We start from the raw sequence: 23,426 nt of genomic DNA, 5'->3' as shown, positions 1-23,426 counted from the left end.
TGCTGGGGGCTGCTGGGGGCCCTGGGAATGCCGCAGGGGCCACCGCGGGCCGGGCGGGGCCTGCGGTGACCCCTGGTGGGCCGCTGCGGGTTGTAGCGGGTTGTGGCGGTCAGCCGTCGCTGTCGAGCGACATCGCGTCCTCCTCGTCGAGGCCGCCGCGCAGGACCCGGTCCAGGTCGATGGGGTAGCCCGAGCGGGTGACGTTCTTCGACATGACCCGTGCGCGGTTGAGCAACTTCTCCCCGTCCTTGCGCAGCATGTCCTTGCGGCCCAGGCCCTCGCCGGTCACCGCGGCCCACGAGGAGCGCTCCTGCTGGCCGTGGGGGATCAGGCCGGGGTAGTGGGTCTGCGCCAGGGAGAAGGCGGTCTTGGCGTCGAAGATGATGACCGGCTGCTGCTGGCGGTCGTAGACGAGCCAGCCGATCGGCTCCGAGGACGACGGCGGACGCCAGGTCTGCCCGTCGGGGGAGCGGACCCAGCCCAGCGAGGAGCAGATCTGGGCGTCGGCGGTCATCGGCGGGGTGGAAGGGTTGTCGGAGAGCACGATGTGGGCCCGTCCGCGGCGCAGGGTCGCCGAGAGCGCCTCGACGAGCGCGCGGCCCGGGGAGGTCTCGTTGTTCTGGCGCTGACCCTCCGAGATCAGGTCGACGACGTCGAACTGCAGCGAGTCGTCCCCGCCGAGCAGGTCGAGGACCCAGTCCTCGCAGTGGACCTCGGTGGCCACGCGCAGCAGCAGCATCAGCGAGACCATCAGGTCGGCGGAGGTGTCGATGTGGCGCTTGGTGCCTCCGGTGCGCTCCATGCGCTGGGTGGCCATGTCGGTCACCTCGGCCATGCAGTTGGCGACCATGTCGTAGGTCGCGGCCCACGAGGAGCGGCTGGCCTCCCAGCGCAGGTACTTCACCAGCGCCTGGGCGCAGCGCGCGGGCGCCTGGGAGTCGGGGTGGGTGGTGGTCTTCACCATCTGGTCCAGCAGTCGCGTGGGCTCGCGGGAGACCGACAGGGCGCCGTAGCCGATGTCGCACAGCACGACACGGTCGCGCTCGGAGGAGACGGTCGGCTCGTTCTCGGCGGTGATCATGAGCATGGCGCGGGGCAGGTTCTTCTTCCGGTTGCCCATGTTGGCGTTGGAGCGGCCGCGGGCGGTGCGGTTGAAGTAGTTGCGGATCAGGTTGCCGATCTTGTCCTTCTCGTCCTCGCTCTGGCGACGCGACGAGGCGGGGGCCAGGTCGTCGATGCACCAGATGACCGAGCGCGAGATCGACAACTCCATGTGGGCGGCGGTGTCCTTGGCCGAGCCGGGGATCGGGATCAGCGAGCCCGGCTCGGCCTGCCAGAACGCCATCGCGGCCTCGGCCGAGAAGGTCTTGCCGGTGCCGCGGGCGCCGACGAAGTAGGGCAGGGCGCGCATGTGCAGCGGCAGGGCCGGGCGCAGGCCCGCGGCCACGACGACCGCGGCGTTGCGCCGGTCGCGCCACACGCCGTTGGTGACGTAGACGCCGAGCATCGCCTCGATGGCCCGCTTGACCTCAGCGCGGTACTCCGGGTCGTCGTAGGTGCTGCCGTAGTCGGTGCCCATCCCGAAGGCGTGGGCGCGGTCGAGGTGCTCGCTGGTGACCCCGGCGATGACTTCGGAGTGGGCGTCCTCGTCGCCGCCGATGACGTGCTCGCCTGCGATGAAGGCCGGGACGGCACCGGGCACCGGGATCCAGCCCATCGAGGCCCAGCGCACGCGCTGGATGACCTGCTCGGGCTCGTTGCTCTTGATGGCCTTCAGCCAGGCCTCGCCCTCCTTGGCCCGCGGGGGCCACTCGGGGTGGACCAGGACGGGGGCGGGGATGTCGGCGCCCTTGGCCTCCCACTGGTCGGGCAGGTAGTTCAGGATCTTCGCCGGGCCGGTGATGACGTGGGACTCGATGGAGTCCTCGGCCGGGGACTTGAACTTGATCTCGATCTCGACCTCCCACTCGGTCTGCGACTCGTCGACGCCCTTGCCGAACTCGCCGGTGCGGGTCTCGGCCTCGGAGGGGATGCGCTCGGCGAGGGTGGCGATGATGCGGCCACCCAGGGGCACGACCTTCTCCCAGCGGCCCAGGATCGGCTGGCCGGTGGCGTCGCTCTCGACGACCTTCCAGCGCTCGGTCCACACGTTGCCGCTGGCCTGGTGGATGCGGACGTCGCCCTCGCTCGCGTGGCCGTCAGCGGGACGCGGAGGCATCGTGGGGGCCAGCACCTGCAGCAACTGGTCCCAGGTGCCGTGCTCGGCGAGGTAGTCGTCGATGCCGATCTTCTCGTCGGTGGTGCCGTCGGCGGACTCGGTGGGGATCTGCGGGGAGAGCATCGAGACGGTGGCCCGCTTCTTCTGCTCCAGGAACTCCTTGAAGGCAGCCGCGGCCTTCCAGACGTAGGGGTTGGTGGCGACGTCGCCGTCGATGCCCAGCCACACGTCGCGACCGGTGAAGGCGAGCATCTTCCACTCGGGGTTCTGCTGCCAGTTGTAGACACCGGCGATGGAGCAGATCGCCAGGCCCTCGTCGGCCGGGATGGTCTCCATCATCGCGGTCAGGCGCATGCGGGCGTCGAAGGTCCCGTCGTAGCCCAACTGCTCGCGCGAGACACCCTTGCTCAGCAGCCATCCGGTCAGGGCTGCGTCCGCCTTCAGCAGGCCCTCGGCGATCAGGGTCACCGGGGCGGTGTCGAGCCAGTGGCCGGGGATGGCGGGGTGCATCGAGATGGGGGTGCCGGAGTTCTGGACGAACTCGTACTTGCGCTGGCGCTCGCCGTCCTCCTCGCCTTGGGGAAAGGCTGAGGGCCGGAACTGGATGGCTGAGGCGGTGAGCGCCTCGGATCGTGCCGCGGAGCGGTACACCTCGTCGACGGCGTACCAGGGCATCAGCAGCGCGTCCTTCAGCAGGATGGCGTTGATCAGGCGACGGGCCTGGTTCGAGCGCTTGTCGCCGAGGCGGAAGTCCTTGAACGGGTCGGCGTCGGTGTCGCGGCTGTAGGTGCGGTACCCGCGCGCTGCAGCCACCAGCGGGGCGACGAAGGACTCGCTCAACTTGCGAGCGGCGCCCCCGAAGTTGCCCGAGTGGAAGTACTCCGCCACCGACCACACCGGCTCCTTGGCCAGCAGCGCGCTGATGCCCTGGGTGATGTCGTCCCCGGCGCCGAGCAGCGCGTCTTCAGCGCCGATCGCCGCAGCGCCCGCCGAGGGGGTGACCGCAGCGGGGCCGGGCGACGCGGAGCCGGGCGACGGGGCCTGGGGCTCCTCGGAGTCGAACGCGGCCAGCGGCAGGTCGTAGTCCTCGTCGAGGGGGGCCAGCAGGTTCGGGACGGCCGCGGCCTGAGCGGCGGGCCCGGCGGTCGACTCCTGGGCGATCTCGGGGGAGTCGTCGGGCTGGGTGTTGCTGATCTCGTCGGTCACGCCTGTGCTGTGCCGCTCAGGCCATGACAGGCGACGGGCTTGCCAGTCGCCGGGAGGACAACTGGCGAGAAACAGGCCCTGATCGGGGTCCCAGACCCCAGATTCACCGCCTTTTCGCCAGCGGGGTCAGAAACTGGCGAGGACCTGGCGAGTAGCGTTTCCGCAGGTCAGAGGGCTAGTAGTAGTAGAAGTAGAGATCTCTTTAACCACTTTAGATAGATAGATAGAGACTCACATATGGATCAGTGTTTATTCGATGACACCATGACGTCCTCTATAGGCCCTCTACCCCTGCAGGCAAACGCGCTTTCCTGGCTAAAGTGCCCCTGACCTGCACAAACGGTGCCGCGGGTGCTGGAGAGCGCTCTGGCGGTGTCGGTGAGCGGTGCCGCAGAACTGGTCAAGAGTGACCTCAGGAGCCTCGAAGACATGGCCTTGGCGCAACTGGATCCCATTCGGTGCCAGCAGACACCGGTTGCGTGCGCTACCCGTCGCACTCGTGCGTTTGCATGCGTTTGCGTCTGTTTGCGTATCGGGACCCGCCCGGCGCGGTGAGCGGCCCACGGCCGTGACAGCCCATCTCCGCCACCGGTCCAGGGCGACCGAATGGCGCCGCACGCAATCGCTCCGGCTCCAGTACCGAGCCAGCCCCATCCGTTCGCCCCATCCGTTCGAGGCGCCCATCCGGCTGTCGCGGCTCGTCCGGGTTTGTCCGGGCTCGACCGCGCACCCCTCACCCTTCCGGGGCGTCCGGGACGAGCACAGCAACGTAGGCGCGGGCTGTTTCGTCCCTGTCACGCCCAACCTGGCAGCGTCCGTTCGCTGCGTAAGCCACACGCAGCGAACGGTTCGGGCCCGAGCGGGCCGAGTTCCCCTATGCTCGCGACACACCACCAAGCAATGGCTGAACGGTCGGACTTCAAGCAGCGGAGTCCGGCTGGCCGGTCGTCCGCCTCACAGTCCCCGAACCCGGCCCAGGTCGCGATCGGGTGCAAGGAACACTCCATGACCAAGCCCCCGCCCGGGGGCGGCGACCAGGATCGGAACCGCGCTTCGACACCCCCAGATGAGTCTGTCGAGGCACACGACCGCACCCTGCCGCCGCACCTAGAGCACACCGCCGACGATCCCTCCCGCGCGGACGACGCAGTGGTCGACGAGCCGGACGAGAAGCCAGCACGCACAGGACAGGAGTCGGAACCGGACGCCAGTACAGCCGAGCCGTCGGCGTTTGCCGAGGACGGCTCCGGGAACGGTCCCGAGCGCCACGAAACGCAAGGTTCGCCCAAGGAACGCGCAAACGATGCACGCGCTCTTTCCGATGGGGGACACCATGGGACATCCCAGGGATCGGGCCCTGAGTCCGTAACAGGCTCCAGCGACGATCACCAGGAAGGCCCCACCAGCATGAACCGTCAGGCAGGAACCGGTGACGTCACGCGCATAGGGCGTGCGGCCACCGAGAACCTCGAAGGCGTCACGGGGTCCTCTAGTCCCGAGCCTCTGAACCTCGTCACCGAGCCGATCAAGACTCCCGACGCGGACCCCGCCACCTCGACGCTGGCCGTGGCTCCGGGACCCGGCGCCCCAGCCGACCGTCGCCACGAAGTCGCCCGCTGGATCGTGTCGTGGTCCGAGCCGCTGCTCGACGAGACGGCCCGCGTCAAGATCGCCACCGACATGGGGCACTTCATCGACCGCAACTCCGAGTGGTCGGTCGCCTTCCTCGCCGGAGTCCTGACCGACCTGGCCCAGTCGCTGCCGACCAACGACCCGTGGCGTCACATGGCCGGTCTCATCGACCTGCGCCAGGTAGCCACCGGGATCCCGGCCGAGGACAAGAACATGCGCCTGGCTCGCCGGTCCGAGCGCGCGCCGCTGCCGGGCCTGACCGGAGCCATCACCGTCGAGGGACGGCCCTTCGGCACCCGTCGTGACGCCGCTGACCTGATCGCCCCGGGAGCCTCCGACGTCTCCACTGACCTCAGCATGGCCGCGGTCGCCGTCAACCTCTCGCCACTGGCCGCGGCGCTGGTCGCCTTCGCCTCCCACGACCCCAAGACCGTCCAGGTCGTTCTCGGCCAGACCCTGCACCACCTGTGGATGGCCAACGTCGGCTCGGTGATGCCGCAGACCGCCGGACAAGCCATGTTCGAGGCCGCCTCCTCGGCCATCCGCTGGCTGATCCACCGCCGCCGGGCCTACACCGGCATCGACGACACCTTCCCCAACATCGTGGGGCTGTCCTGGATCGCCAAGGCCGACCGGGTCAACGCCGGGGGCAACATCGCCGTCGAAGGGGGCCTCGGCCGCCAGGGAGCCATCGACCCGGCCGAGTACCGCTTCCTCTCGGGCGCCGACGACGACTTCTGAGCCGCGAGCGGGACGTTCGGTCCTGCCCGGGTGATGCACCCCATATGAGTGTCGGGCCTGGAGAACCCTCTCCGGTGACGCGACGTGGGGTGGGCAGGCATACGCTCCAGCCGCCCACCTCACGATCTCGGACTGAACGATGCCTCCTGCCCTCACTGTCTTCTCGACCCCCGACCCCACGCGGCCCCGACGGGTCACCATCTGGGAGGCTGCTGGGCGGCTGAGCCCCAGGGTGACCCACAGCCAGCACCTCGTGCGCCTCTTCCAGCGGCGCTGCGCCGACGTCCGCGTGATCCCAGCCGGGCAGTGGAGCACCCACGTCGGCACCCTCGCCGAGGACCGCTCCGATCTGCACGTCCTGACCTCAGGTGCGCCCCTGCTCGCGCCCCTGCACACCCCGGCGGCCCAACTGCGCCTGTCCGCGATCGCTGCGCTCGTGGCCCACGCCGACGCCCGCAGCGCCCTGCTCGGTCTCGGCACCGGCGCCCTCGCCATCGCTGAGATCGTGGCCCCCGGCGCGGTGCGCCCCCTCCCCACGCCCCACGCGGGCCTCGTCGTCGTTGAGCCCGCAGCGACCGGGCCGGTCGGAGCCTTCGCGGCCGCCGCCCTGCGCCATGAGCACCTCGATGCCTCCTTCGCTGCCGTCGCCAGGGTCGGCGTCTTGTCACGGAGCCACCCGATCGCGGCCGCGCCCACCCAGCCTCAGCCGGAGCCCCACATCGAGGCCTACCGGTTCGGCTCGCGGATCGTGGCAGCGCGCTACTCCCCGGAGTTGCCCGTGGACGCTGTCGCCGCCGCCCTGGTCGCCCACCGTCGCCCCCTGGAACGCGAGGGTGTCGACGTCCGAGCAGCACTCGACGACCTCGCCACACAGCGCCCCCTCGCCAACGGTTCCCTCGTCGACGACCTCCTCGCGCACTTCGCTGACGAGCAGCCGCCGTCGCTCTCCTCGTCCCTTGGCTCACCTCGCGAGCGAGGCCTCGCCGCGCCTGCCTGACCCCGGCCCCGCCCCCTGAGTCACCGCGCCTCGCTCACCGGCACAGCCAGGGCCATGGGACCCACCGACTCCACCCCCTCGCCCCGCTGTAGCCGCTGCCTGGACCACGGCGCCCTCATCGACGGCCCGAGCACCGAGCGCTACCCCTACGCCTGCGTCTGTCCGGCCGGAACCGCCTCCACGCTGGGTGCCGTCGCCGACCAGGCCCCGCGCCCCGGCGAGAGGCCCTTCTACGAGAGCCTGCAGCAGGCCGTCGAGCGTGCCATCGCCGACGGCAGGGCCGAGGAACTGCTGCGCGAAGCCATGGCCGCCATGGATCGCGTCAGCGCCACGCGCTTCGCCGCCGACGCCCCCGGGGCCGGTCCCCGTCTTCGCACGCGTGGCCCCCACTCCTACTACGGCGGCGTCGTGCGAGCCGTCGCAGCCTTCGCCGACGCCATCGACCCCCGGATGATCGAGCGCCGCCAGCACGGTGACCGGCCCCGTGCACAGGTCGACGAGACGCCGCTGACCAGCCGCTGACCGGCCTCAGCGGTGCGCGTTCCGGCTCTAGCCGTACACGTCTGCGATCGTGAGCGCAGCCATGAACACCCAGGACCCCGACCGCCAGCCTGGCCCCGACGCCCCCGGCGCCCAGGTCGAGCCCACGCCGTCGACTGGTTCAGCCCTCGGCGAGGCCCCCGCCCTCCAGCAGCGTCGCGCCCTGGCCGAGGCTCGCGCCGAAGCGATGCGCAAGACCCAGGAGATCGAGGCCATGCGCGCCACGGTCAAGGCCGACATCGAGGCCAAGAAGCGGGCCCTGGAAGCCGACCTGGCTGAGCAGTTGGCCGCGATGCGCGCGCAGATGGAGCCGTTGGAGGAGCAGATCCGCCAACTCAGCGAGGCCTCGTGGACCATCAACCTCTACCTGGGCCGTGACGAGCAGATCGTCGCGCTGCGCGACAACCAGAACCTCCAGCCCGCAGGGGCCGACGCCCCTCTCACGCTGCGCCAGGCCGTGCTGTCCATGGATGAGGAGACCGCCGCCTACGCCGAGCAGGGCGGCATCGACGCCCGCCACCTCGAAGCCTTCGATGCGTGGATCGCCGAGCCCGCCAACCTCGACCGTGTCCTGCCCGAGCAGCGTGGCGTCGTGGCCCTGGTCCCGCGCGCCAAGGGCCGCGACTACCAGGACCCGTGGATGAACGAGGCCATGCGCAAGGAGAACGCCTGGACCTACTTCCTGCTGCGCAACGGCGAGCGGGTCTGGCGGATGAAGACCGACTTCGTCGTCGGCAAGCGCCTCATCCCGGCCACCGACGAGTTCACCGGCCTGTTCACCAACACCCGATGGGACCCCGTCGCCCGTGAGCACCGCACCGAGCCGCTGACGCCCGGCACCCCCGAGTGGGACGCCGCTGACAAGAGGCAAGGCGCCCGCGAGCGGCACTTCATGCGGATGGCCCTGATCCTGCAGGGTCTCGTCGACCGCACCACCTGCTTCGCGCCCCTGCCGCCTCACGGGCTGAACCTGCTCGACCAGCGCACCTACGACGACGGGCACGCCGTCCTGGTACGCGACGCCGAGGCGGTCCTGACCGACGGACGCCCCGACTTCTACACCTGGCTGGCCAGCAAGACCGCCGACCTGCGCGTCGGCATGCGCGTCCTGGGCGCCTTCAACACCGACACCTTCCGCACCAGCGGCGGCGAGTACCGCCACAACGACCGCGAGTGGTCCCCTCACGACCGCATCACCCCGCGGCCGCGGTCCTACTGGGCCACCGCCGAGAAGCCGACCAGCGGCGTCCTGTACCGCCTGGAGTCGAAGAAGACCGACCGCGGCGTGACCGGCTTCGTCTTCAAGTTCGAGCAGTCCAAGCGGTGGATCGATGACAACCTCGGCCGAGGGGAGTACCGGACCCCCAAGACCCGCGCCACCTGCCTGGTCGCCCCCGGCGACCGCTTCATCCTGCCCTTCGACCTCGTCACCGTCGAGGAGTGCCGCTACTACCTCGACGCCCGCTCCCAGCGCGCTGCCTACGAGGAGATGTTCCCCCTGCTGAGGGCGACCATCGCCGCCAAGGAGGCCGAGGTCGCCCAGGAGGCGCCGTTCCGTCGCCTGCTCGCCACCGCGCTGTCCCAGGCCGACCCGACCATCGACGCCACCGACCCCGACCTCGCCCAGGCCCACCGGGTCCTCGACCCGCTCGTGGACTGGTGGAAGTTCACCAACAAGCACCACCGGGCCCTGACCGGACAGCCCGAGCACGAGGCCAAGGCCATCCGCGACATCGTCGCCGAGCACCGTCGCCGCACCGCCACCGCTGCCACCCAGTCCGGTGACGCCGCGGCCGAGGCCGCCATGGTCGCCCGCCTCCTCGACCCCGCCCAGGGCGGCGACCCTGCGATGCTGGTCATCGCCCGCAAGCGAGACGGCTCCTACCTGGCCTTCGCCCCGCAGCCGCGCACCTACCCCGCAGGCACCGTCGGTCACCCGGCCACCAACCGGCCCCAGCCCGCGAGCCCCACCGACGCCGAGCGGGCCGCCAACGCTGCCCTGCACCCCGTACGCCGCCGCGACGCCGACGACCTCGACAACCTGCGCATGATCCCCGCCGCGGTCGCCGACAACGTCTACGCCGTGGAGTACACCGCCACCAAGACCGGCCGGTCCGTCAAGTCGCGCACCTGGGTCCAGCCCGGCAGCCGCCTCGACAACGCCCGCATCCTGCACACCAGCGACGACTGGGAGCGCTTCGACCTCCACGCCGACCCCAACGAGCACCTCACCGACCCCGAGATCGACGCTGTGCTCGCCGAGATCGTGCCCGAGGTCGAGCACAATGCCCGATCGGGCTGGCCCTCCAAGCACCGCGTCAACGGCTCCGACGAGGACCCCTTCGAGCCCCTCATCCTCGGCGTGTGCCTGCGCACCGAGCCCGGCGACTACGGCCAGGGGCCCCACTTCCAGGTCCACCTGATCGACGCCGCCGAGCCGCAGGCCCTGGCCACCGCCCCCTCAGCCCTCGCCGACAACAGCGCCTCCACGCCCCTCATGCGAGTCGACGTCTACTTCACCAAGACCCGCCGGGGCCTGACCCTGCATCGCAGCGAGCACTCCGGCACCTTCGCCCTCACTGTCCGCCCCGAGGGCTCGACCTACTCCACCGCGACCGCCGACCGGCCGTGGCACTACTACTGGTCCAAGCGGGCCCGTCACGCCATCGCCCTGGTCGAGTACCCCGACAACGGCGCCGTCGCCGCTCAGCGCCAGCGGCGCGTCGAGCGCCACAACGCCCGTGTGCGCTACCTGCGCTCCCTGGCCACCGACCCCCTCGTCCACGCCAAGCGCGCCGCCGACGCGGCAGTCGAGGCCGTCGCCTACGCCCGTTTCCTCGAAGACTTCGCCGACCCCGCGCTGTGGGAGGGCCACCGCAAGAGCCTGCGGGCCAGCGACCTGGAGGCCTCCTGGCACTACCAGGGCCGCCGATTGCCCGAGCAGATCTACCGGGTCCTCTACATGGCCGCCGACGCCGACATGATCACGCCGGTCACTTTCCGTGACCCCACCTGGGACACCCCGCGGTCCGGACACCAGATCGCCGGACACACCGTCGCCTCGCTCATGGGCACCCTCGGCCTGGCCGACCCCAGCGACCCCAGCGATGTCGAGGCGCTCACTCCCTTCCTCGACCTGCCGCTGCACCCGCGCCCCGAAGACGTCGTGACCCCGGAGGAAATCGCCGCCGCGGCCGCCGAGCCGGAGCACGCCGCGACCCCGGAGCCCGATCCCGCCTCGGATCCCACGGGCGAGACGGACCGCGAGGCCGGGCCCGTGGTCCTCGATGACGGCACCATCGTCATGAGCGCCACCGTCGTCAGCGACGAGCCCCTCACTGAGCCCGACGACCAGTCCTGATCCGTCGCCCGGTGCGGCCACTACCGGGTGCCGCACACGATGCATGCGTTGGACCCGACCACCGCCGATGCCCCCGGCCGTCGTTCTCGCCGCCGCCCCGCCCCAGGAGCCACCCATGACCCAACGCTGCACCCCCACCCGAGTAGGCCTGGCCGCGGACGTCGCCGCCCTCATCCGCGAGCACGCCGCCGAGCCCCCGAGCACCAGCCAGGCCATCTTCGAGGGCCACGCCGACGAGGCCCCGACCCACTTCGCGATCGGCACGACCTACGTCGTGTCCTTCACCGCCTTCAACAACGCTCTCCCGATGGTCGGGCACTACGCCACCTGGGAAGGTGCAGCCAGTCGTGTCGACCTGTGCCGTCGCCTGGGCCAGCGGGTGCAGAAGGTCGAGGCGGTCACGCTCACCAGCACCACCAGGGCCATCCCCGTCCCGCTCGACGCGGCAGCCGAGGCCCGCTCGTGAGTCAGCCCCCTGCGCCCACCGGCCCCACCGGCCCCGGCCCGGAGCGCCCGACGTGGCGCTACGCCCTTGCCCGCTCCGACGACGGTGCTGGAGGCCACCACTACGACATCCGCGAGGTCTACACCGCCCCCGACGGCGCCCTGTCGTGGACCGCGGGACCGGTGGGACCCAGCGGCGACACCGTCGCGGAGATCCTCACCGACCTGGACCGGATGACACGCGCCACCACCGACGCCCTGCTCGACCTCACCCTGGACCCGCCCGCCCTCGTCGACTCGCCGCGAGACCCACGATGATCCAGCCCGCCGCGGCTCAGCCCGCCGCGACCTTGCGGATCGTGGAGGCAGACCACACCGCCGACGCCTTCTGGACCCTGGGCGAGGTCGTCCACGAGGTGCCCGCCCGACGGCTCTTCGAGGCACTGCCCGAGCGCCCCTGCGGCAACCCCGCCACGCACTCGGGCTCCTGCTTCATCGTCGACCTGCTCGACGTCGACGGCGAGGTGGTCGACGACTGCGAGATCACCGAGCAGGTCGCACAGGCGCTGCTCGACGAGCCCATCCCCGTGTTGCGCGAGCGGTTCCGCACCTGGCTCTTCGAGACCTACGGCGCGACCGGCTGAAGGCAGGCTCCGGAGCACCTCGGAGCGTCCAGCCTCGTCCGCCGGACACGTTGCGAGCATGGACGACATCACCCAGACCAGCGCTACTGCCAGCCTCACCGTCTTCACCGCTTCGGTGGAGGCCGACCACGCCGACGATCTGCGCGCCGAGCGCGACCGCAGCGACGCCGACATCCGCCGCGAGTTCTTCCAGCCCCTCGACGCCCAGGACCTCAGTGAGCAGCGAGCCCACGCCGCCGTGACGCGCCTGACGTGGACCCGTGACGCTGTCGACCGCGCTGTCGCCCGGGCACTCACCGCCGCGGCCGACACGCTGCGCTTCGACTACCTCGACGAGTGCGGCGAGCCCGCTGAGATGCCCGACGTCGACCTCGAAGGCGCCACCATCACCGTCACGGTCAGCGACCTCACCGCCACCGCGACGCTCACCCTGGCCGCCCGGGACTGACGGACGGCCTGGGCCCGGGATCGACCCCCCGGGCGACCTCGCGCCCAGCCGTCACCCCACCCCGTCCCACCCCGTCGACGACGACCAGAAGCAGGTGCCAGCCCCGTGAGCGCCAGCGGTGCCGCCCCCGTACCCGACCCGCAGCCCAGCCCCTGCGCGGGTGAGAGCAGGCCCGACCTGCCCGATCTGCGCCCAGGCATCTACCGCCACTACAAGGGTCCGCTCTACCAGGCCCTGGGGTACGGGCACGACGCCAACAACGAAGATCGCGTCGTGGTGATCTACGTGCCGTTGCAACTCGACGGTGCCCACGAGGGGCCTCGCCTCGCGGTCCGCTCAGCCCAGGGACCCGGTGACTGCTGGCACGACCTCGTCCACCCCGACACCGGTGCACGTTGCGAGCCGCACCAGTGCGACACCGCCTGCGTGGGTGCCGTGCCGCGCTTCACGTGGCTGGGCTACGAGTTCACGCGCCCCATGCTCGACCCGTCCCAGGGGAGCGGTTCGGCCCAGTCGCCGGACACGGTCACGCAATGAACGCCCCCGCCAGCACCAGCCCGCAGCCGGACCCCCGCGACGACGCCGCTGCGCGGGCCCGCCTCGCGGCCGCGATGGCCAGCACCAACCTGGCCGTCTCTGACCTGCAGGTCGAGGCGACCTGGTCCACTGTCCAAGCCATCGTCGAGGAGCGTCTCGCGCACGAGCGCGCCGCCACAGCAGCGCGGATCCGGACCCTGGCCGACCTCTGGCATTCCGAGGCCGACACCGCGGCCCGGCGCTCATCCGGCGACCGCAACGCCTACCTGCGCATGACCATCTACGAGCGGGCCGAGCGCGAGACCCGTCGCCTCCTCGGGCCCGCCTGAGCCGGAACGCCCACCCCGAGAGAGATCCCGATGAACCACCCCGCCCACCCCGCCCACCCCGAGGCAACCACGCCTGCCACCGCCTCGCCTGCCGCACCCGAGTCCAGCACGGGCCGCATCGACTACGTCGGCGGGTTCCTCTTCGACCCTCTCGACCGCGTCGCCCTCATCCACAAGACTCGCGGCGCCCAGGCCGGACACCTCAACGGGGTCGGTGGCCACGTCGAGCCCGGCGAGTCAGCCCTGGCGGCCATGGTCCGCGAGTTCCACGAGGAGACCGGCCTGACAACGGGCGAGGGCGAGTGGGACCACTTCGCCACCCTCACCGGACCGGCCTACCGCGTGTGGTGGTACCGCGCCACCCGGTCCACCCGCGACCTCCTGGAGATCGCGGGCTTCACCACCGACGAGGGCCGCATCGAGATCCACGACGCCCACCAAGCCCAGGCCGAGGCGCGCGTCATGCCGTCCCTGCAGGTGCTCCTGCCGCTCGCGGCCTACCGCCAGGACCGCTACGAGCCGGTCCTGCTCAACGAGATCGCTCCCGGCGCAACCCCCGACGCTGCGCGCCCGAGCGGCTGCTCCCACCTGTTCCCCGACGGGACCCGCTGCACCCTGAGCGAGGCGACCCACCGCGACGTGCCCGGCCTCGCAGCGGTGCACGGGACAGGCCGGTCCTGACCCGGGGGTGCGTCCTGCCTGCGGCGCCGGACACGTTCACGTCACGACCTCGCACCCCCCGAGAGGGCCACCAGCCCGACGCCACCAGCCCGACAGCAGGAGACCCCATGACCTCGCACCACGACCCGCAGGCCACCGAACCCACCACCGACCAGCGGCCGCAGCAGCGCAGCAGCCCGGGATGGGAGTGGCGACCCGCATCGGGCCACGAGAGCCAGCCGCTCGCGGAGTGGTGGGTGGAGCAGGCCGTCGTCAAGGTCGTGGCGGTCATCGCGCGGCGAGCCCACCGACGCGGCGACACCCGCACCTTCCAGCGCATGCTCGCCGTCAGCCTCGCCGGTGCCGACGCCGAGAAGGCCGCGGCCCGGTCCGACCAAGACGACCACGCCTGAGTGATCCCCCAGGGCAAGGAGCGGTCCCGGCAGCACGTCGCTGACCACCCGCTGACCACCCGCTGACCACCCGCTGCGCTTCGCCCCGCACCGACGATCCACGAGAGGAGACATCCATGTGGAGGCACCGCGTCGCGGCTCTGATGGACTCGGTCCGACACGTCAACGCGGTGAACAACGCCTACGCCGACGTCACGAACGAACTCGCCGCCCGCCTCAGCGACGAGAGGGCCACCATCGAGGCGGATTACCTGGCCCACGGCGACCCAGCGCGCCGCGCCAGGGAGGTTGACCAGGCGTTGAGCAAGGCTCGCTCCGCCCACGAGCGGCACCTGATCGCTCGGGACGGCTTCCTGGCCGCGACAGCGGAGAACACCCGTGACTGACCAGCAACAACAGGCGGGCGATGAAGTGCCCTGCGCGCCCCGAACGATCTCGCTGCTCAACAGTGGCCGTCCGGGCTACCTCCGGACGACGGCCCGGTCCGGCCAAGACGACCACGTCTGAGGACGTCACCATCCCGGCCGACACCGGCCCGGGTGCGTCCCGCCTGCGCTGCCGGACACGGTGAGCGCAGACCGAGACCGACCCCCGAGGACCGTGATGACTGACCAGACGACGCAGGCCGACGTGAAGGCGCACCTGGCGTGGATGCACGTGGCAGACCGCGAAGGCCGCGCCGCGGTCATCCCCGGCCGAGGCCACTCCCTCGCGCAGATCGAGGCGGCCGCCGAGCCCCTCCTCGGGCCGGGCCCCTACGAGGTCCACGAGACCTTCCTGCAGTACACGCCCCGAGTCATGTGGTGCGAGCGCATCGACGGCTTCGGCTGCGACAGCAACGGCGACTGGCACGGCCACTGGTCCGCGGTCAAGCAGAACCCCTTCCACCCCGATGCCAACGCCCAGACCATCGTGTTCCAGGCCGAGCCGAGCAACGAGCCGACCAACGAGCAGTCCGGCGAGCAGTCCGATGACTGAGCGCCGAGAGTCGACCGACGAGACGGCGGTCGTGGTCGCCGCGCTCCGCTCCGCAGTGGCCCAGCGATGCACCACCTGCGGGCGACCTCGTGCCAACGACGAGCAGTGGGAGACGACCTCTGGCGGCGAGCGCACCGACCTGTGCTGGGAGATCACGTCCGAGTCCTGCCCGTGGGTCGGCATGGTCGATCTCGACGAGGTGCGCGCGGCCGCGGTGCTCGGTGCCCTCCGACTCGAAGAGGAGCAGGGTGGCGCGGGCCAGGAAGAGCGCCCGGGCGAGGTGAGGGACCGGGCGGAGGTGGCCTGGTCGACCTATCGCGACCAGCGAGCAGCCGAGATTCCCGGGCGCGACCAGCGCAGGCTCGGTCGGCAGATGCGCAAGCGCGACTTCGTCGCTGGCTACCTGGCTGCGGCCCGGGGAGGGGCAGTCCGATGACCGAACAGCGAGAGCAGTCGGACGAGAAAGGCGCGCCTGTCGCCCACGTCGTCACTGAATACGCGCTTGCCCACGACGTGGGTCATGGGCTGATCCTCGCCACTGGCCCGAATCGAAATCCCCGGTGGAACGAGACGATCACGCTCGAAGAAGCCGCCGAGCGGTGGTTTCCCGGAGCGATCGTCGTCACGCGCACCGTGACCACGTTCGAGCCCGTGGTGACCGACTGGAGTCGAGTCACTCGGCCCGGAAGGGAGCAGTCGGATGGCTGATCGCAACACGCGGCTTGACGGGACCGCCTCGCCTGACGCGGGTCCGTTCTACGCCTTCGACAACCCCACCATCGAGCGCGCCGACCTGCACGGATGCCTGGACGAGGACGTGGAGACGGGTGCTCCGATCGTGTGCGTGTCGTGTGCATCCCGGACCGCGACGGGGCGGTCCGATGGCTGACCAGCGAGACCGGAAGGTGGTCGCCATGCGACCTGCCATGCGACCCGGCATGGTGGGGCGAGCACGCCTGCACCGGGCCGGGAGTCTGGCCGGGAGTCGCCTTCGTCAGCAGGGCCGACGAGACACCCTTGGAGTCGCCGTGCAGCGGGCACAGGGCCCGTTGCGGGCCGCCCTCCTGACCGCCGCCCTCACCGCCGCCCTCACCGCGTGCAGCGTCTCCACCCCCGCCGCCGACGGAGAGGTGATCGAACTGCGCACGACCGGCGCCACCACCGCTCGCGTCTGCGACACCGTGAGCGCCGTGCCGTTCGTGGAGGACTGCCGCCGGGTCCGTAAGCCCGGGAAGTGCTACGTCTGGGTCGAGACCCCCGACAACGGGATCGTGCGCGCTGAGGTCTACTGCGACGCCTACCGCGGCTACGAGGTGGGGGACCGGTTCACTGACGGCACCGACGTCATCGACGCGGTGTGCGCCAAGGTCGACGAGCATGGCCGATGGAGGTACGTCGGCGGCGACTGCAGCCAGGATGGCGATCGGTAGCCACCACGCTGCCGCGCCACGTCCTCGCGGGCGCGGTGCACCGTCACCTCGCTGCCGGACACGGTCCATGCATGACCGCCCCCGCTTCCGCAGCAGCGCCCGACGACTCGGGATGCCAGCCCCGGATCGCGCTCACGTGCCCGTACTGCGGAGCCGGTCTGATGATCAACACGGAGACCGCCGGGCCCGCCTACCTCACCTACGAGCGTCCCGAGTCCATCGAGTGCGACGCCTACTCCGACGTGCACTGTGGAGCCACCTGGGAGCCCAACGGGACGCCCCGCGACGCTCCCGGCTGGGTCCGGTGGCCCGACCTGTACCCCGCTCCCGAGCGAACCCCTCTGCACGGTCCGTCCGGGGCCGGGAAGGACCAGAACGATGAATGACGAGAAGCCAATCTGCCGCTGTCAGCAGATGCAGGCCAGGTTGGATGAGCGGCTGGCGCTGCTTGCCCGCGTCGAGGCGCTGGAGTCCGCCGCGGCCACGCCGCCCGCAGGAGAGCAGTCCGATGGCTGACCCGCGAGAGCAGCCGGACCAGAGCGCGCGGCTCCGGCTCGTCCAGGAGCCGACTCTCAACGGCCGGGAGTGGATGGCCGTGGCCACGCTCGACGACGGCAGCGAGATCCGCATGAGGAACCTCGGCGACCGCGTCGAGATCCGCACGTGGGACCCCACGAGGTCCTGCCGCCCCCCGATGCTCGACGTCGACCACCTCGCCGGGAGGCACGTCATCGACGTTCGCCCCGCCCGGCCCGCCGAGGTCGCGGGCCGGGGCGAGCCGGTCGAGGCGGCCCTTGCGCGCGATCTCTGCGGCCATTGCGGCCAGGGCCTGCCTCACGCGGGCACCTCGTGGCGCGAGGCGGGTGCCTGCCGGGAAGCCGACGCCGCAGTGGATCCGTCCGGGGTGCCGTGCGCGTCCCGTCCCCCGCGAGCGGAGTAGAACCGGATCCGCGCCCTCACGACGGGTCGCCGGTGCAGTCTGGTCACCGCGCCGGACACGCTCGCTGTGTCCGCACGCAACACCCCGCCTTAGCAACACCCCGCCCCGGCAGGAGACCGCCATGTCCAGCCCGCACGTCACCGCGCCCACCCAGATCCTCGACCACGCCTTCGACGCCGGGTGGAGCGGCATGGGCGAGCAGTGCAACGCCCTGGTGATGCGCGAGGGCGCGGCCGACGACTGCAACCTGCCACGCGGCCAGCACAGCCAGGTCCCGAGCCAGGCCCTGTCTCTGGCCGCTGCGCCCGATGTCCAGGGCCTGGACCTGTTCGAGGTCTACGAGGAGGACGGCTCCCTGCTGCTCGTCACCTCCGACATCAGCCAGCACACCCCCGCCCCCGGGGACCGCATCTACCGACGCCTCTGGGCCACGGCCGCACCGGCGAGCCCAACCCGTCGGGCGTGACCAGCACCAGCATCCGCACCTTCAGGAGAGACCCGTGACCGCACCCGAGGACCGAGACCGGACGAGCGAGCCCGCACCCGCTGCGGACCGCGAGCACCGAGACGGAGACGAGCCGACGCTGTACGGCTTGGAGGTCTACAACCGCGCCACCCAGGAGTGGGAGCGAGCGCGGTGGGTCGACCCTCGACGCTCGAAGGTCGACGCCTACGACGACCGCCGCGAGCAGGTGATGCGCGGGCTCATGATCTACGGAGACTCACGGGTCGCGCCGGTCCTCGACCCGACCAGCGGGCCCCACGCAGAGGACACCCAGTGACCATCGAGCAGACCGACTACCGCATCGAGTTCTCCATCCAGCGTCGCCTACCGGGCGAGGAGGACTTCACCGAGATCGGCTTCGGATCCTCCGGCGAGGGCCGCGACCTAGACGCCTGCACCCACTCCATCGACTCCGGCATCACCAACGGCGAGTGGGAGACCACCGGTGGCATGCCCGCGCCCGAGGACGTCATGGCTGACATCTCGCGAGCGCGCCATGGCTGACACCCACCCCGGGACCGCGTCGGTGACCCGTCCGGGGGCGCGCCAGAGGCCCTACCTCGTGACCCGTGCAGGCGGCATCGTCGAGCGCAGCACCGGCGAGGAGGTCGGTCACGTCCACCGCACCGACTACGGGTGGGACGCCCGCCTCGACGTGCCCGAGACCCGCTCCTTCATGCACGCCACCCGAGTCGAGGCGTGCGACGCAGTCTGGTCCAGGCGAGGGGCCGACCCCGACCAGCCCGACCCCGACCAGCCCGCGCCCGCCGAGCCCGGGACGGACTGCTGGTGCGGAGCCGACGGGGGAGAGGGCTGCTGGTGCTGCACCGAGGACTGCCCCGAGGACTGCACGGCCGACCACAAGGGCGAGCAGTGAGACCCACCAGCCCGACCCGGTCTGCGCACCGCGGGCGAGCCGGGTGCGGCCCAGCCCAGGCGCCGGACACGATGAAGCCATGAGCAATCCACAGACCCCGGGCGAGGGCTCTGACCAGCCCGCCGTCCCGAGGCGTCCCATGACGCCCCTCCCGGGCGCCTGCTCGGACTGCAGGCGTCGCAGCCGTCCCGTCTTCGCCATCTCTAAGCAGGGCGGAGGCTCCTACAGGCGCGCGCAGCGCTCCTACGCCTCCCACATCTGCGGCGAGTGCGCGATGGACGCACTGCCCAGCGCCTACCGTTCCACCCACGCGATGTCGACCCACCGCGGCTACGACACCACGACCCTCATCGACATCGCCGAGAACCTCATCGCCGTCGAGGGCGACCGCGACCTCCAGGTGACCACCAACGACTTCCACCCCGACCGGCCCCGGGAACGCGTCGTCGAGACCCGCTCCGCGTCAGCCCTCGTCGCCGAGTACCGGCGGGTGGTCGACGAGCGGCTCGCCGCCTACCGGTCCGCCCGCCTCAACGCGCCGGGGGACACCCAGTGACCTCTCGGCCGCTGATCAGCGAGTAGGCCACCAGCCTCCGGTGTCACCGAGGAGCGCACCTTCCGCGGCGCGCACTACTGACCCGGGTGCGCAAGGGTCGCCGGGCCGGACACGATGTCTGCATGAGCGCACTCCACACCGTGGTCTCGACCGAGACCACCCACACCGTCGTCGTCACCGCGCCGCAGGACGAGCCCTTCGTGATCGAGAAGGACGACACGACAGTCTCGACCTCACGCGTCGAGTTCAAGGTGATCGTCGACGGGACTAACACCCTGCGCCGCGTCGGCGTCCAGTGGATCGCTCGGGGGCTCGCCATCAAGGCCGACGGCACCGTCGGCAAGCAGTCGCGCCTGCTGAGCGGCACCAACCCCATCCGGCTGCCGCTCGTCGTGCGACTGGCCGCACAAGAGGCCCTGCGCGAGACCGTCGGCACCCTGCACGACCCCGACGACCAGATGAACGGCTGGACCGGCAGGCTGCCGGGCCAGCAGGCCTGACCCCTGCCCTGACCCCTGCCCTGACCCCTGCTCGACCCTGGGCACCCGCCGCGGGGTGCAGGTGCAGCCCGCCGCCGCACACGGTCGCGACATGGATCCTCACGCGACCACCGAGACGCCCGAGCAGACCTCGTCGCTCTTCGATCACTTCGGCGGGCACTACGCGGCCCTCATCGACGGCGTCGAGGTGGCACGCTTCGCTCCCTCGGACTACTGGAGCGACTACGCCGCGCAGATGAGGCAGGTTCCCGGCTTCTCCATCCGCTGGGTACCCGAGCCCGAGGTGGAGCGCGAGTACCGCGTCAGCCGATCCCCCTCCGGCCTCACCACCGACCGCCCCGCCGCCGACCGAGGGCCCATGACGCTGGACCAGGCCCGCGGGTGGCTCCGCACCGATCAGGCGGCAGGGCACGCCCCGCACGCCCACATCGAGTACCGCGAGCGAGCAGTGGTCGACTGGTCACCGTGGACCGACCTCGACGCAGGCCGCTGACCCACCGATCCGCCTACCAGGAGCCCCCACCACCATGACCGACGCCGACTTCGCCCACGTCGACTTCCCCTACACTCCCCCAACCCGGGGTGCAGGTCTGGCCAACGCCGAGGCCGAACGCATCTACGCCGTCCTGGCCGACCTCAGCGAGGCGACCCTCGACCCCTGGGTCTGCGCGGACCTGGCCAACTTCGTCAGCGCGTTCGTGCGCGGGGACGCCACCCCCGAGACCGAGTACGACCGCATGAGGCGCACCGTGTCGGCCTACTGGCCCGAAGCGGGCGGGCAGGCCTCGATGGCGCTGTTCCGCAAGGCGCAGGAGCGCTGCGTCAACGACCTCATGTCTCCGATCGCGCGCCTCGGGGGCGGGGTCCAAGGGCGCTAGCCCCGTCGAGAGGCCACTGTCCGACACAGCCCCGCGTGCAGGACTGCTCTTTACTCGGCCCAGCGAAACCGCGCCCGGCGACCCTCCCTGGCCCTAACCTGACGCTGTGACGCGCGATTCCGACCACCAGTCGGCATCGGAGGCAGGTGACGAGGTCACCCCGACCTCCGATGCCCTGCGTCACGCCCCTCAACAGGCGCGCAGCCGTCGCCGCGTCGAGCAGATCCTCCTCGCGGCAGAAGCCCTCGTCGCCCAAGGCGGCCTGGAAGCGCTCAACACCCGCAGCGTCGCCGATGCCGCCCGCACCTCGCCCGCGACGCTGTACCAGTACTTCGCCGACCGCGACGCCATCATCGTCGCCCTGGCCGAGCGCGGCATCCAGCAGCGAGACCGTCAGGCCTTTGACGATGTCGTCGAACTGCTGCACGGGGCCGAAGGTGGCCCTGAACGCGGCCGCGCCGATCTCGCCGAGATGATCTCGGTGTCGCTGCGCTCGTGCCTTCGCTTCTACGTCGACAACCCCGCCTTCGTCAGGCTCTACCTCCACGACCGTTCCTCGCCCGCCCTGATCGCCTTCGTGCGCGAGCGCAACCGCGCCCTCGCCGTCGGCATGCGCGAGATGGCCATCAACGCCGGAGTCCTGCCCGGCTCAGCCCCCGACATGGCCGCCGACATGATCATCGGCATCGGCGACTACATCTTCCAGTACGTCTTCGAGACCGGCACCGAGCCCAACCTCGACGCCTTCGAGGAGGGCGTGCGCATCATCCATGCCTACATGCACCTCGGCTCCTGAGGACGCCACGCGCCCCGCGCGCCGGGTGCGCCCAGTCCCCGGCGCCGGACACGATGGGGCCATGAGCAACAAGACCGCGGCCAAGACCACCACCCCACCGGTCCTGCTCGGGCCGGACCGGTGGGTGTCCTGCTCGGCACGTGAGTTCGGCGACCACGTCGGCTCCACCCGTCACATCGCACGCCCAGGCGCACTCACGACCGTCTGCGGCTGCACGGCGACCTACCCGGAGATCTGGCGCGCCGACAGCCGCAAGCCTTACTGCCCGTCGTGCGTGCGCCTCTACGGACGCCGCGAGAACCGGTGACCGCACGCCGGGGCGCTTCAGCACCGTCACCTGCTCGCGCTGTGACCGCAGCAGCGAGGGGCTGACCGGGCACCTCGCCTGCAACCTCGGCCTCGACGTCGCCTGCAACCTCGGCGGGGCCGAGGGCCACCTGGGCTGAGCCGTCGGGGCCCTCGCTCGGCTCGCGGCGGTGCGCGCTGACCACCGTGCCGGACACGGTCGTGGTGTCCCCACCGCACCCGCACGCAGCGGGCCCGTCCCTGGAGCCGACATGACCGTCACCCACACCACCCACGCCGACACCGCGATGCCTGGTCCGGCGCCGACGGCCCCTCAGGCGCAGACCGGGATGGTCGTGTGGACCCTGCAGATCTCCGACGCGGGAGGCATCGACCGCGCCTTCGCCAGCCTCCACGACGCCAAGGCCGCCGCCGCTGACGTCCTCGTCAACCACCTCGGCAACCCCACCATCGTCGCGGAGTGGGCCGAGCAGTCCAGCGACCCCGAGCGCTCGATGCTCGTGCGCTACTACCTCGCCCACCGCTACTACCGCGGGCAGATGCACGAGGTGAACGCGACCCAGACCATCAACCGCGTCGTCCTCTCGGGACCGACCTGGTAGTCCGCCTGCCCACCCACGCCCACCCGCCGCCAACATCGTGGGAGACGATGACGTCGTGCGCACCAACCCTCCCGCCCCGCAGCCGCAGCGCATCGACTCCTGGCGCACCGCGGAGACCAATGCCGCGGCATGGATGCGCCACTGGGGCTACCTCGATGCCCATGTCACCCCGGAGGGCAACGACGGCGGAGTCGACGTCAGGTCGGCCACTGCGATCGCGCAGGTCAAGCGGGAGGCCACCGACATCGGTGTCGAGGCACTTCAGCGACTCGTGGGCGCGCGGCTGCTGCAGGACCATCTCGGTCTGCTCTTCTTCTCCGGCAGCGGGTACACCCGCAAGGCCCAGGCCTACGCCGAGGCCGTGGGCATGATGCTCTTCGTCTACGAGGTCGACGGGACAATGCTCGCTGCCTCCTCGCATGCGCGCGATCTCGTCGAGGCGGCGCGAGACCAGGGGGCGGCGCCCCCGCCGGATGCGACACGACGACGGCCCGAGACCCGCGCGCCCTCCCGCTCCTTGCGACCGTCGCCAGCCACCGCCCTCACGCGCCCGGTCACCGAGTTCCCCGAGGTGGTCCGCCTCATCCGCGCAGGGAAGCGGGACTTGGCCGTCGACGCGTACGCGGCCGCCGCCGACGTGAAGCAGCGACAGGCCAACGCGATCGTCTCGGCGGCGTGGGCGGCGGTGACGATGATGCCGCCCGGCAGACGCGGCCGCCCCTGACCGGCGCCCGGTGCGATCAGGCCTGGGCTCCGGACACGCTGGAGACGTGGATGAGGAGGAGTACGAGCGCCTGCCGATGCTGGGTTGCTGCTGCACCTGCGGGTCGCCTATGTGGCTCTCGCCATGGGGCCCGGTCGGCCTGGGCGTGTGTCGCGACGACTGGA

At 71.3% G+C, this 23,426-nt stretch carries 33 protein-coding genes; 32 read left to right on the top strand and 1 reads right to left on the bottom strand.

The genetic code is table 11. The annotated features are described in order from the left end of the window. Nucleotides 1–109: 109 nt before the first annotated feature. A complete protein-coding gene (locus ASF47_RS18795; RefSeq protein ID WP_056865575.1) occupies nucleotides 110–3,424 on the bottom strand; it encodes a hypothetical protein in 3,315 nt (1,104 codons plus the stop codon). 1,566 nt (nucleotides 3,425–4,990) lie between these two features. On the opposite strand from ASF47_RS18795, the gene ASF47_RS21500 reads away from it, so the two are divergent. From ASF47_RS21500 to ASF47_RS18635, 32 genes are all read left to right on the top strand, one after another. Continuing rightward, complete coding sequence (locus tag ASF47_RS21500; RefSeq protein WP_162242295.1) at nucleotides 4,991–5,797, top strand: hypothetical protein; 807 nt, start codon at nucleotides 4,991–4,993, stop codon at nucleotides 5,795–5,797. 232 nt (nucleotides 5,798–6,029) lie between these two features. After that, complete coding sequence (locus ASF47_RS18785; protein WP_156698039.1) at nucleotides 6,030–6,794, top strand: hypothetical protein; 765 nt, start codon at nucleotides 6,030–6,032, stop codon at nucleotides 6,792–6,794. Between the two features lie 54 nt (nucleotides 6,795–6,848). After that, entirely contained in the window at nucleotides 6,849–7,316 is a 468-nt protein-coding gene (locus ASF47_RS18780; RefSeq protein WP_056865572.1) for a hypothetical protein, read from the top strand. Between the two features lie 49 nt (nucleotides 7,317–7,365). Beyond that, nucleotides 7,366–10,695 (top strand): hypothetical protein, encoded by a 3,330-nt coding sequence (locus ASF47_RS18775; RefSeq protein ID WP_156698038.1) that lies wholly within the window; start codon nucleotides 7,366–7,368, stop codon nucleotides 10,693–10,695. 115 nt (nucleotides 10,696–10,810) lie between these two features. Then, on the top strand, nucleotides 10,811–11,161 hold the full coding sequence (locus tag ASF47_RS18770) for a hypothetical protein (protein WP_056865570.1): 351 nt from the start codon (nucleotides 10,811–10,813) through the stop codon (nucleotides 11,159–11,161). Then, entirely contained in the window at nucleotides 11,158–11,457 is a 300-nt protein-coding gene (locus ASF47_RS21320; RefSeq protein WP_056865569.1) for a hypothetical protein, read from the top strand. Before ASF47_RS18770 ends, ASF47_RS21320 begins: the two co-directional genes overlap by 4 nt. A 41-nt stretch (nucleotides 11,458–11,498) precedes the next feature. Continuing rightward, nucleotides 11,499–11,783 carry a hypothetical protein gene (locus tag ASF47_RS18760; RefSeq protein ID WP_156698037.1) on the top strand — a complete coding sequence of 95 codons (285 nt, stop codon included), beginning with the start codon at nucleotides 11,499–11,501 and terminating at the stop codon, nucleotides 11,781–11,783. Between the two features lie 58 nt (nucleotides 11,784–11,841). Next, nucleotides 11,842–12,231: a hypothetical protein gene (locus tag ASF47_RS18755; RefSeq protein ID WP_056865567.1), complete on the top strand. Its 390-nt coding sequence runs from the start codon at nucleotides 11,842–11,844 to the stop codon at nucleotides 12,229–12,231. Between the two features lie 105 nt (nucleotides 12,232–12,336). Beyond that, nucleotides 12,337–12,768, top strand: a complete 432-nt coding sequence (locus ASF47_RS18750) for a DUF1653 domain-containing protein (RefSeq protein WP_056865566.1) — start codon at nucleotides 12,337–12,339, stop codon at nucleotides 12,766–12,768. Beyond that, nucleotides 12,765–13,097, top strand: a complete 333-nt coding sequence (locus ASF47_RS18745) for a hypothetical protein (protein WP_056865565.1) — start codon at nucleotides 12,765–12,767, stop codon at nucleotides 13,095–13,097. The genes ASF47_RS18750 and ASF47_RS18745 overlap by 4 nt, the downstream gene beginning before the upstream one ends. Before the next feature lie 30 nt (nucleotides 13,098–13,127). Continuing rightward, complete coding sequence (locus ASF47_RS18740; protein WP_056865564.1) at nucleotides 13,128–13,778, top strand: NUDIX domain-containing protein; 651 nt, start codon at nucleotides 13,128–13,130, stop codon at nucleotides 13,776–13,778. Nucleotides 13,779–13,885: 107 nt separating this feature from the next. After that, entirely contained in the window at nucleotides 13,886–14,170 is a 285-nt protein-coding gene (locus ASF47_RS18735; protein WP_056865563.1) for a hypothetical protein, read from the top strand. A 116-nt stretch (nucleotides 14,171–14,286) separates the two neighbouring features. Continuing rightward, a complete protein-coding gene (locus ASF47_RS18730; protein WP_056865562.1) occupies nucleotides 14,287–14,556 on the top strand; it encodes a hypothetical protein in 270 nt (89 codons plus the stop codon). Between the two features lie 217 nt (nucleotides 14,557–14,773). Then, nucleotides 14,774–15,148, top strand: a complete 375-nt coding sequence (locus ASF47_RS18725; protein ID WP_056865561.1) for a hypothetical protein — start codon at nucleotides 14,774–14,776, stop codon at nucleotides 15,146–15,148. Between the two features lie 31 nt (nucleotides 15,149–15,179). After that, a complete protein-coding gene (locus tag ASF47_RS18720; RefSeq protein ID WP_156698036.1) occupies nucleotides 15,180–15,584 on the top strand; it encodes a hypothetical protein in 405 nt (134 codons plus the stop codon). Continuing rightward, nucleotides 15,581–15,856, top strand: a complete 276-nt coding sequence (locus ASF47_RS18715) for a hypothetical protein (protein ID WP_056865559.1) — start codon at nucleotides 15,581–15,583, stop codon at nucleotides 15,854–15,856. The genes ASF47_RS18720 and ASF47_RS18715 overlap by 4 nt, the downstream gene beginning before the upstream one ends. Nucleotides 15,857–16,176: 320 nt before the next feature. Beyond that, nucleotides 16,177–16,578, top strand: a complete 402-nt coding sequence (locus ASF47_RS18705) for a hypothetical protein (RefSeq protein WP_056865557.1) — start codon at nucleotides 16,177–16,179, stop codon at nucleotides 16,576–16,578. A gap of 71 nt (nucleotides 16,579–16,649) precedes the next feature. Then, nucleotides 16,650–16,964, top strand: a complete 315-nt coding sequence (locus ASF47_RS18700; RefSeq protein WP_156698035.1) for a hypothetical protein — start codon at nucleotides 16,650–16,652, stop codon at nucleotides 16,962–16,964. After that, entirely contained in the window at nucleotides 16,957–17,094 is a 138-nt protein-coding gene (locus ASF47_RS21315; RefSeq protein WP_156698034.1) for a hypothetical protein, read from the top strand. Before ASF47_RS18700 ends, ASF47_RS21315 begins: the two co-directional genes overlap by 8 nt. Before the next feature lie 79 nt (nucleotides 17,095–17,173). Continuing rightward, nucleotides 17,174–17,518, top strand: a complete 345-nt coding sequence (locus tag ASF47_RS18695) for a hypothetical protein (RefSeq protein ID WP_156698033.1) — start codon at nucleotides 17,174–17,176, stop codon at nucleotides 17,516–17,518. A gap of 121 nt (nucleotides 17,519–17,639) precedes the next feature. Further along, nucleotides 17,640–17,984 (top strand): hypothetical protein, encoded by a 345-nt coding sequence (locus ASF47_RS18690; RefSeq protein WP_056865554.1) that lies wholly within the window; start codon nucleotides 17,640–17,642, stop codon nucleotides 17,982–17,984. A 34-nt stretch (nucleotides 17,985–18,018) separates the two neighbouring features. Beyond that, a complete protein-coding gene (locus ASF47_RS18685; RefSeq protein WP_056865553.1) occupies nucleotides 18,019–18,300 on the top strand; it encodes a hypothetical protein in 282 nt (93 codons plus the stop codon). Then, on the top strand, nucleotides 18,297–18,527 hold the full coding sequence (locus ASF47_RS18680) for a hypothetical protein (RefSeq protein ID WP_056865552.1): 231 nt from the start codon (nucleotides 18,297–18,299) through the stop codon (nucleotides 18,525–18,527). Before ASF47_RS18685 ends, ASF47_RS18680 begins: the two co-directional genes overlap by 4 nt. Continuing rightward, nucleotides 18,520–18,900, top strand: coding sequence for a hypothetical protein (locus ASF47_RS21310; RefSeq protein WP_056865551.1), 381 nt, complete (start codon nucleotides 18,520–18,522; stop codon nucleotides 18,898–18,900). Before ASF47_RS18680 ends, ASF47_RS21310 begins: the two co-directional genes overlap by 8 nt. Nucleotides 18,901–19,174: 274 nt before the next feature. Beyond that, a complete protein-coding gene (locus tag ASF47_RS21305) occupies nucleotides 19,175–19,456 on the top strand; it encodes a hypothetical protein (protein WP_056865550.1) in 282 nt (93 codons plus the stop codon). Between the two features lie 122 nt (nucleotides 19,457–19,578). Then, on the top strand, nucleotides 19,579–19,956 hold the full coding sequence (locus tag ASF47_RS18665; protein WP_056865549.1) for a hypothetical protein: 378 nt from the start codon (nucleotides 19,579–19,581) through the stop codon (nucleotides 19,954–19,956). 91 nt (nucleotides 19,957–20,047) lie between these two features. Beyond that, on the top strand, nucleotides 20,048–20,449 hold the full coding sequence (locus ASF47_RS18660) for a hypothetical protein (RefSeq protein WP_156698032.1): 402 nt from the start codon (nucleotides 20,048–20,050) through the stop codon (nucleotides 20,447–20,449). A gap of 34 nt (nucleotides 20,450–20,483) precedes the next feature. Next, nucleotides 20,484–20,834 (top strand): hypothetical protein, encoded by a 351-nt coding sequence (locus ASF47_RS18655; RefSeq protein ID WP_056865547.1) that lies wholly within the window; start codon nucleotides 20,484–20,486, stop codon nucleotides 20,832–20,834. Nucleotides 20,835–20,940: 106 nt separating this feature from the next. Continuing rightward, nucleotides 20,941–21,630 carry a TetR/AcrR family transcriptional regulator gene (locus ASF47_RS18650; RefSeq protein ID WP_056865546.1) on the top strand — a complete coding sequence of 230 codons (690 nt, stop codon included), beginning with the start codon at nucleotides 20,941–20,943 and terminating at the stop codon, nucleotides 21,628–21,630. A 61-nt stretch (nucleotides 21,631–21,691) separates the two neighbouring features. Next, on the top strand, nucleotides 21,692–21,937 hold the full coding sequence (locus ASF47_RS18645; protein WP_056865545.1) for a hypothetical protein: 246 nt from the start codon (nucleotides 21,692–21,694) through the stop codon (nucleotides 21,935–21,937). Between the two features lie 250 nt (nucleotides 21,938–22,187). Continuing rightward, the gene (locus ASF47_RS18640; RefSeq protein WP_056865544.1) at nucleotides 22,188–22,538 is read left to right on the top strand and encodes a hypothetical protein; all 351 of its coding nucleotides are present in this window, start codon (nucleotides 22,188–22,190) and stop codon (nucleotides 22,536–22,538) included. A 55-nt stretch (nucleotides 22,539–22,593) separates the two neighbouring features. After that, nucleotides 22,594–23,262, top strand: a complete 669-nt coding sequence (locus ASF47_RS18635; protein WP_056865543.1) for a restriction endonuclease — start codon at nucleotides 22,594–22,596, stop codon at nucleotides 23,260–23,262. The last annotated feature ends 164 nt before the right edge of the window (nucleotides 23,263–23,426 follow it).

Origin of the sequence: Nocardioides sp. Leaf285, assembly GCF_001422955.1 — a bacterium.
Classification (GTDB): domain Bacteria; phylum Actinomycetota; class Actinomycetes; order Propionibacteriales; family Nocardioidaceae; genus Nocardioides; species Nocardioides kribbensis.
The sequence above is the reverse complement of the archived record's forward strand: the minus strand, read 5'-3'. Positions and strand labels throughout refer to the sequence as shown.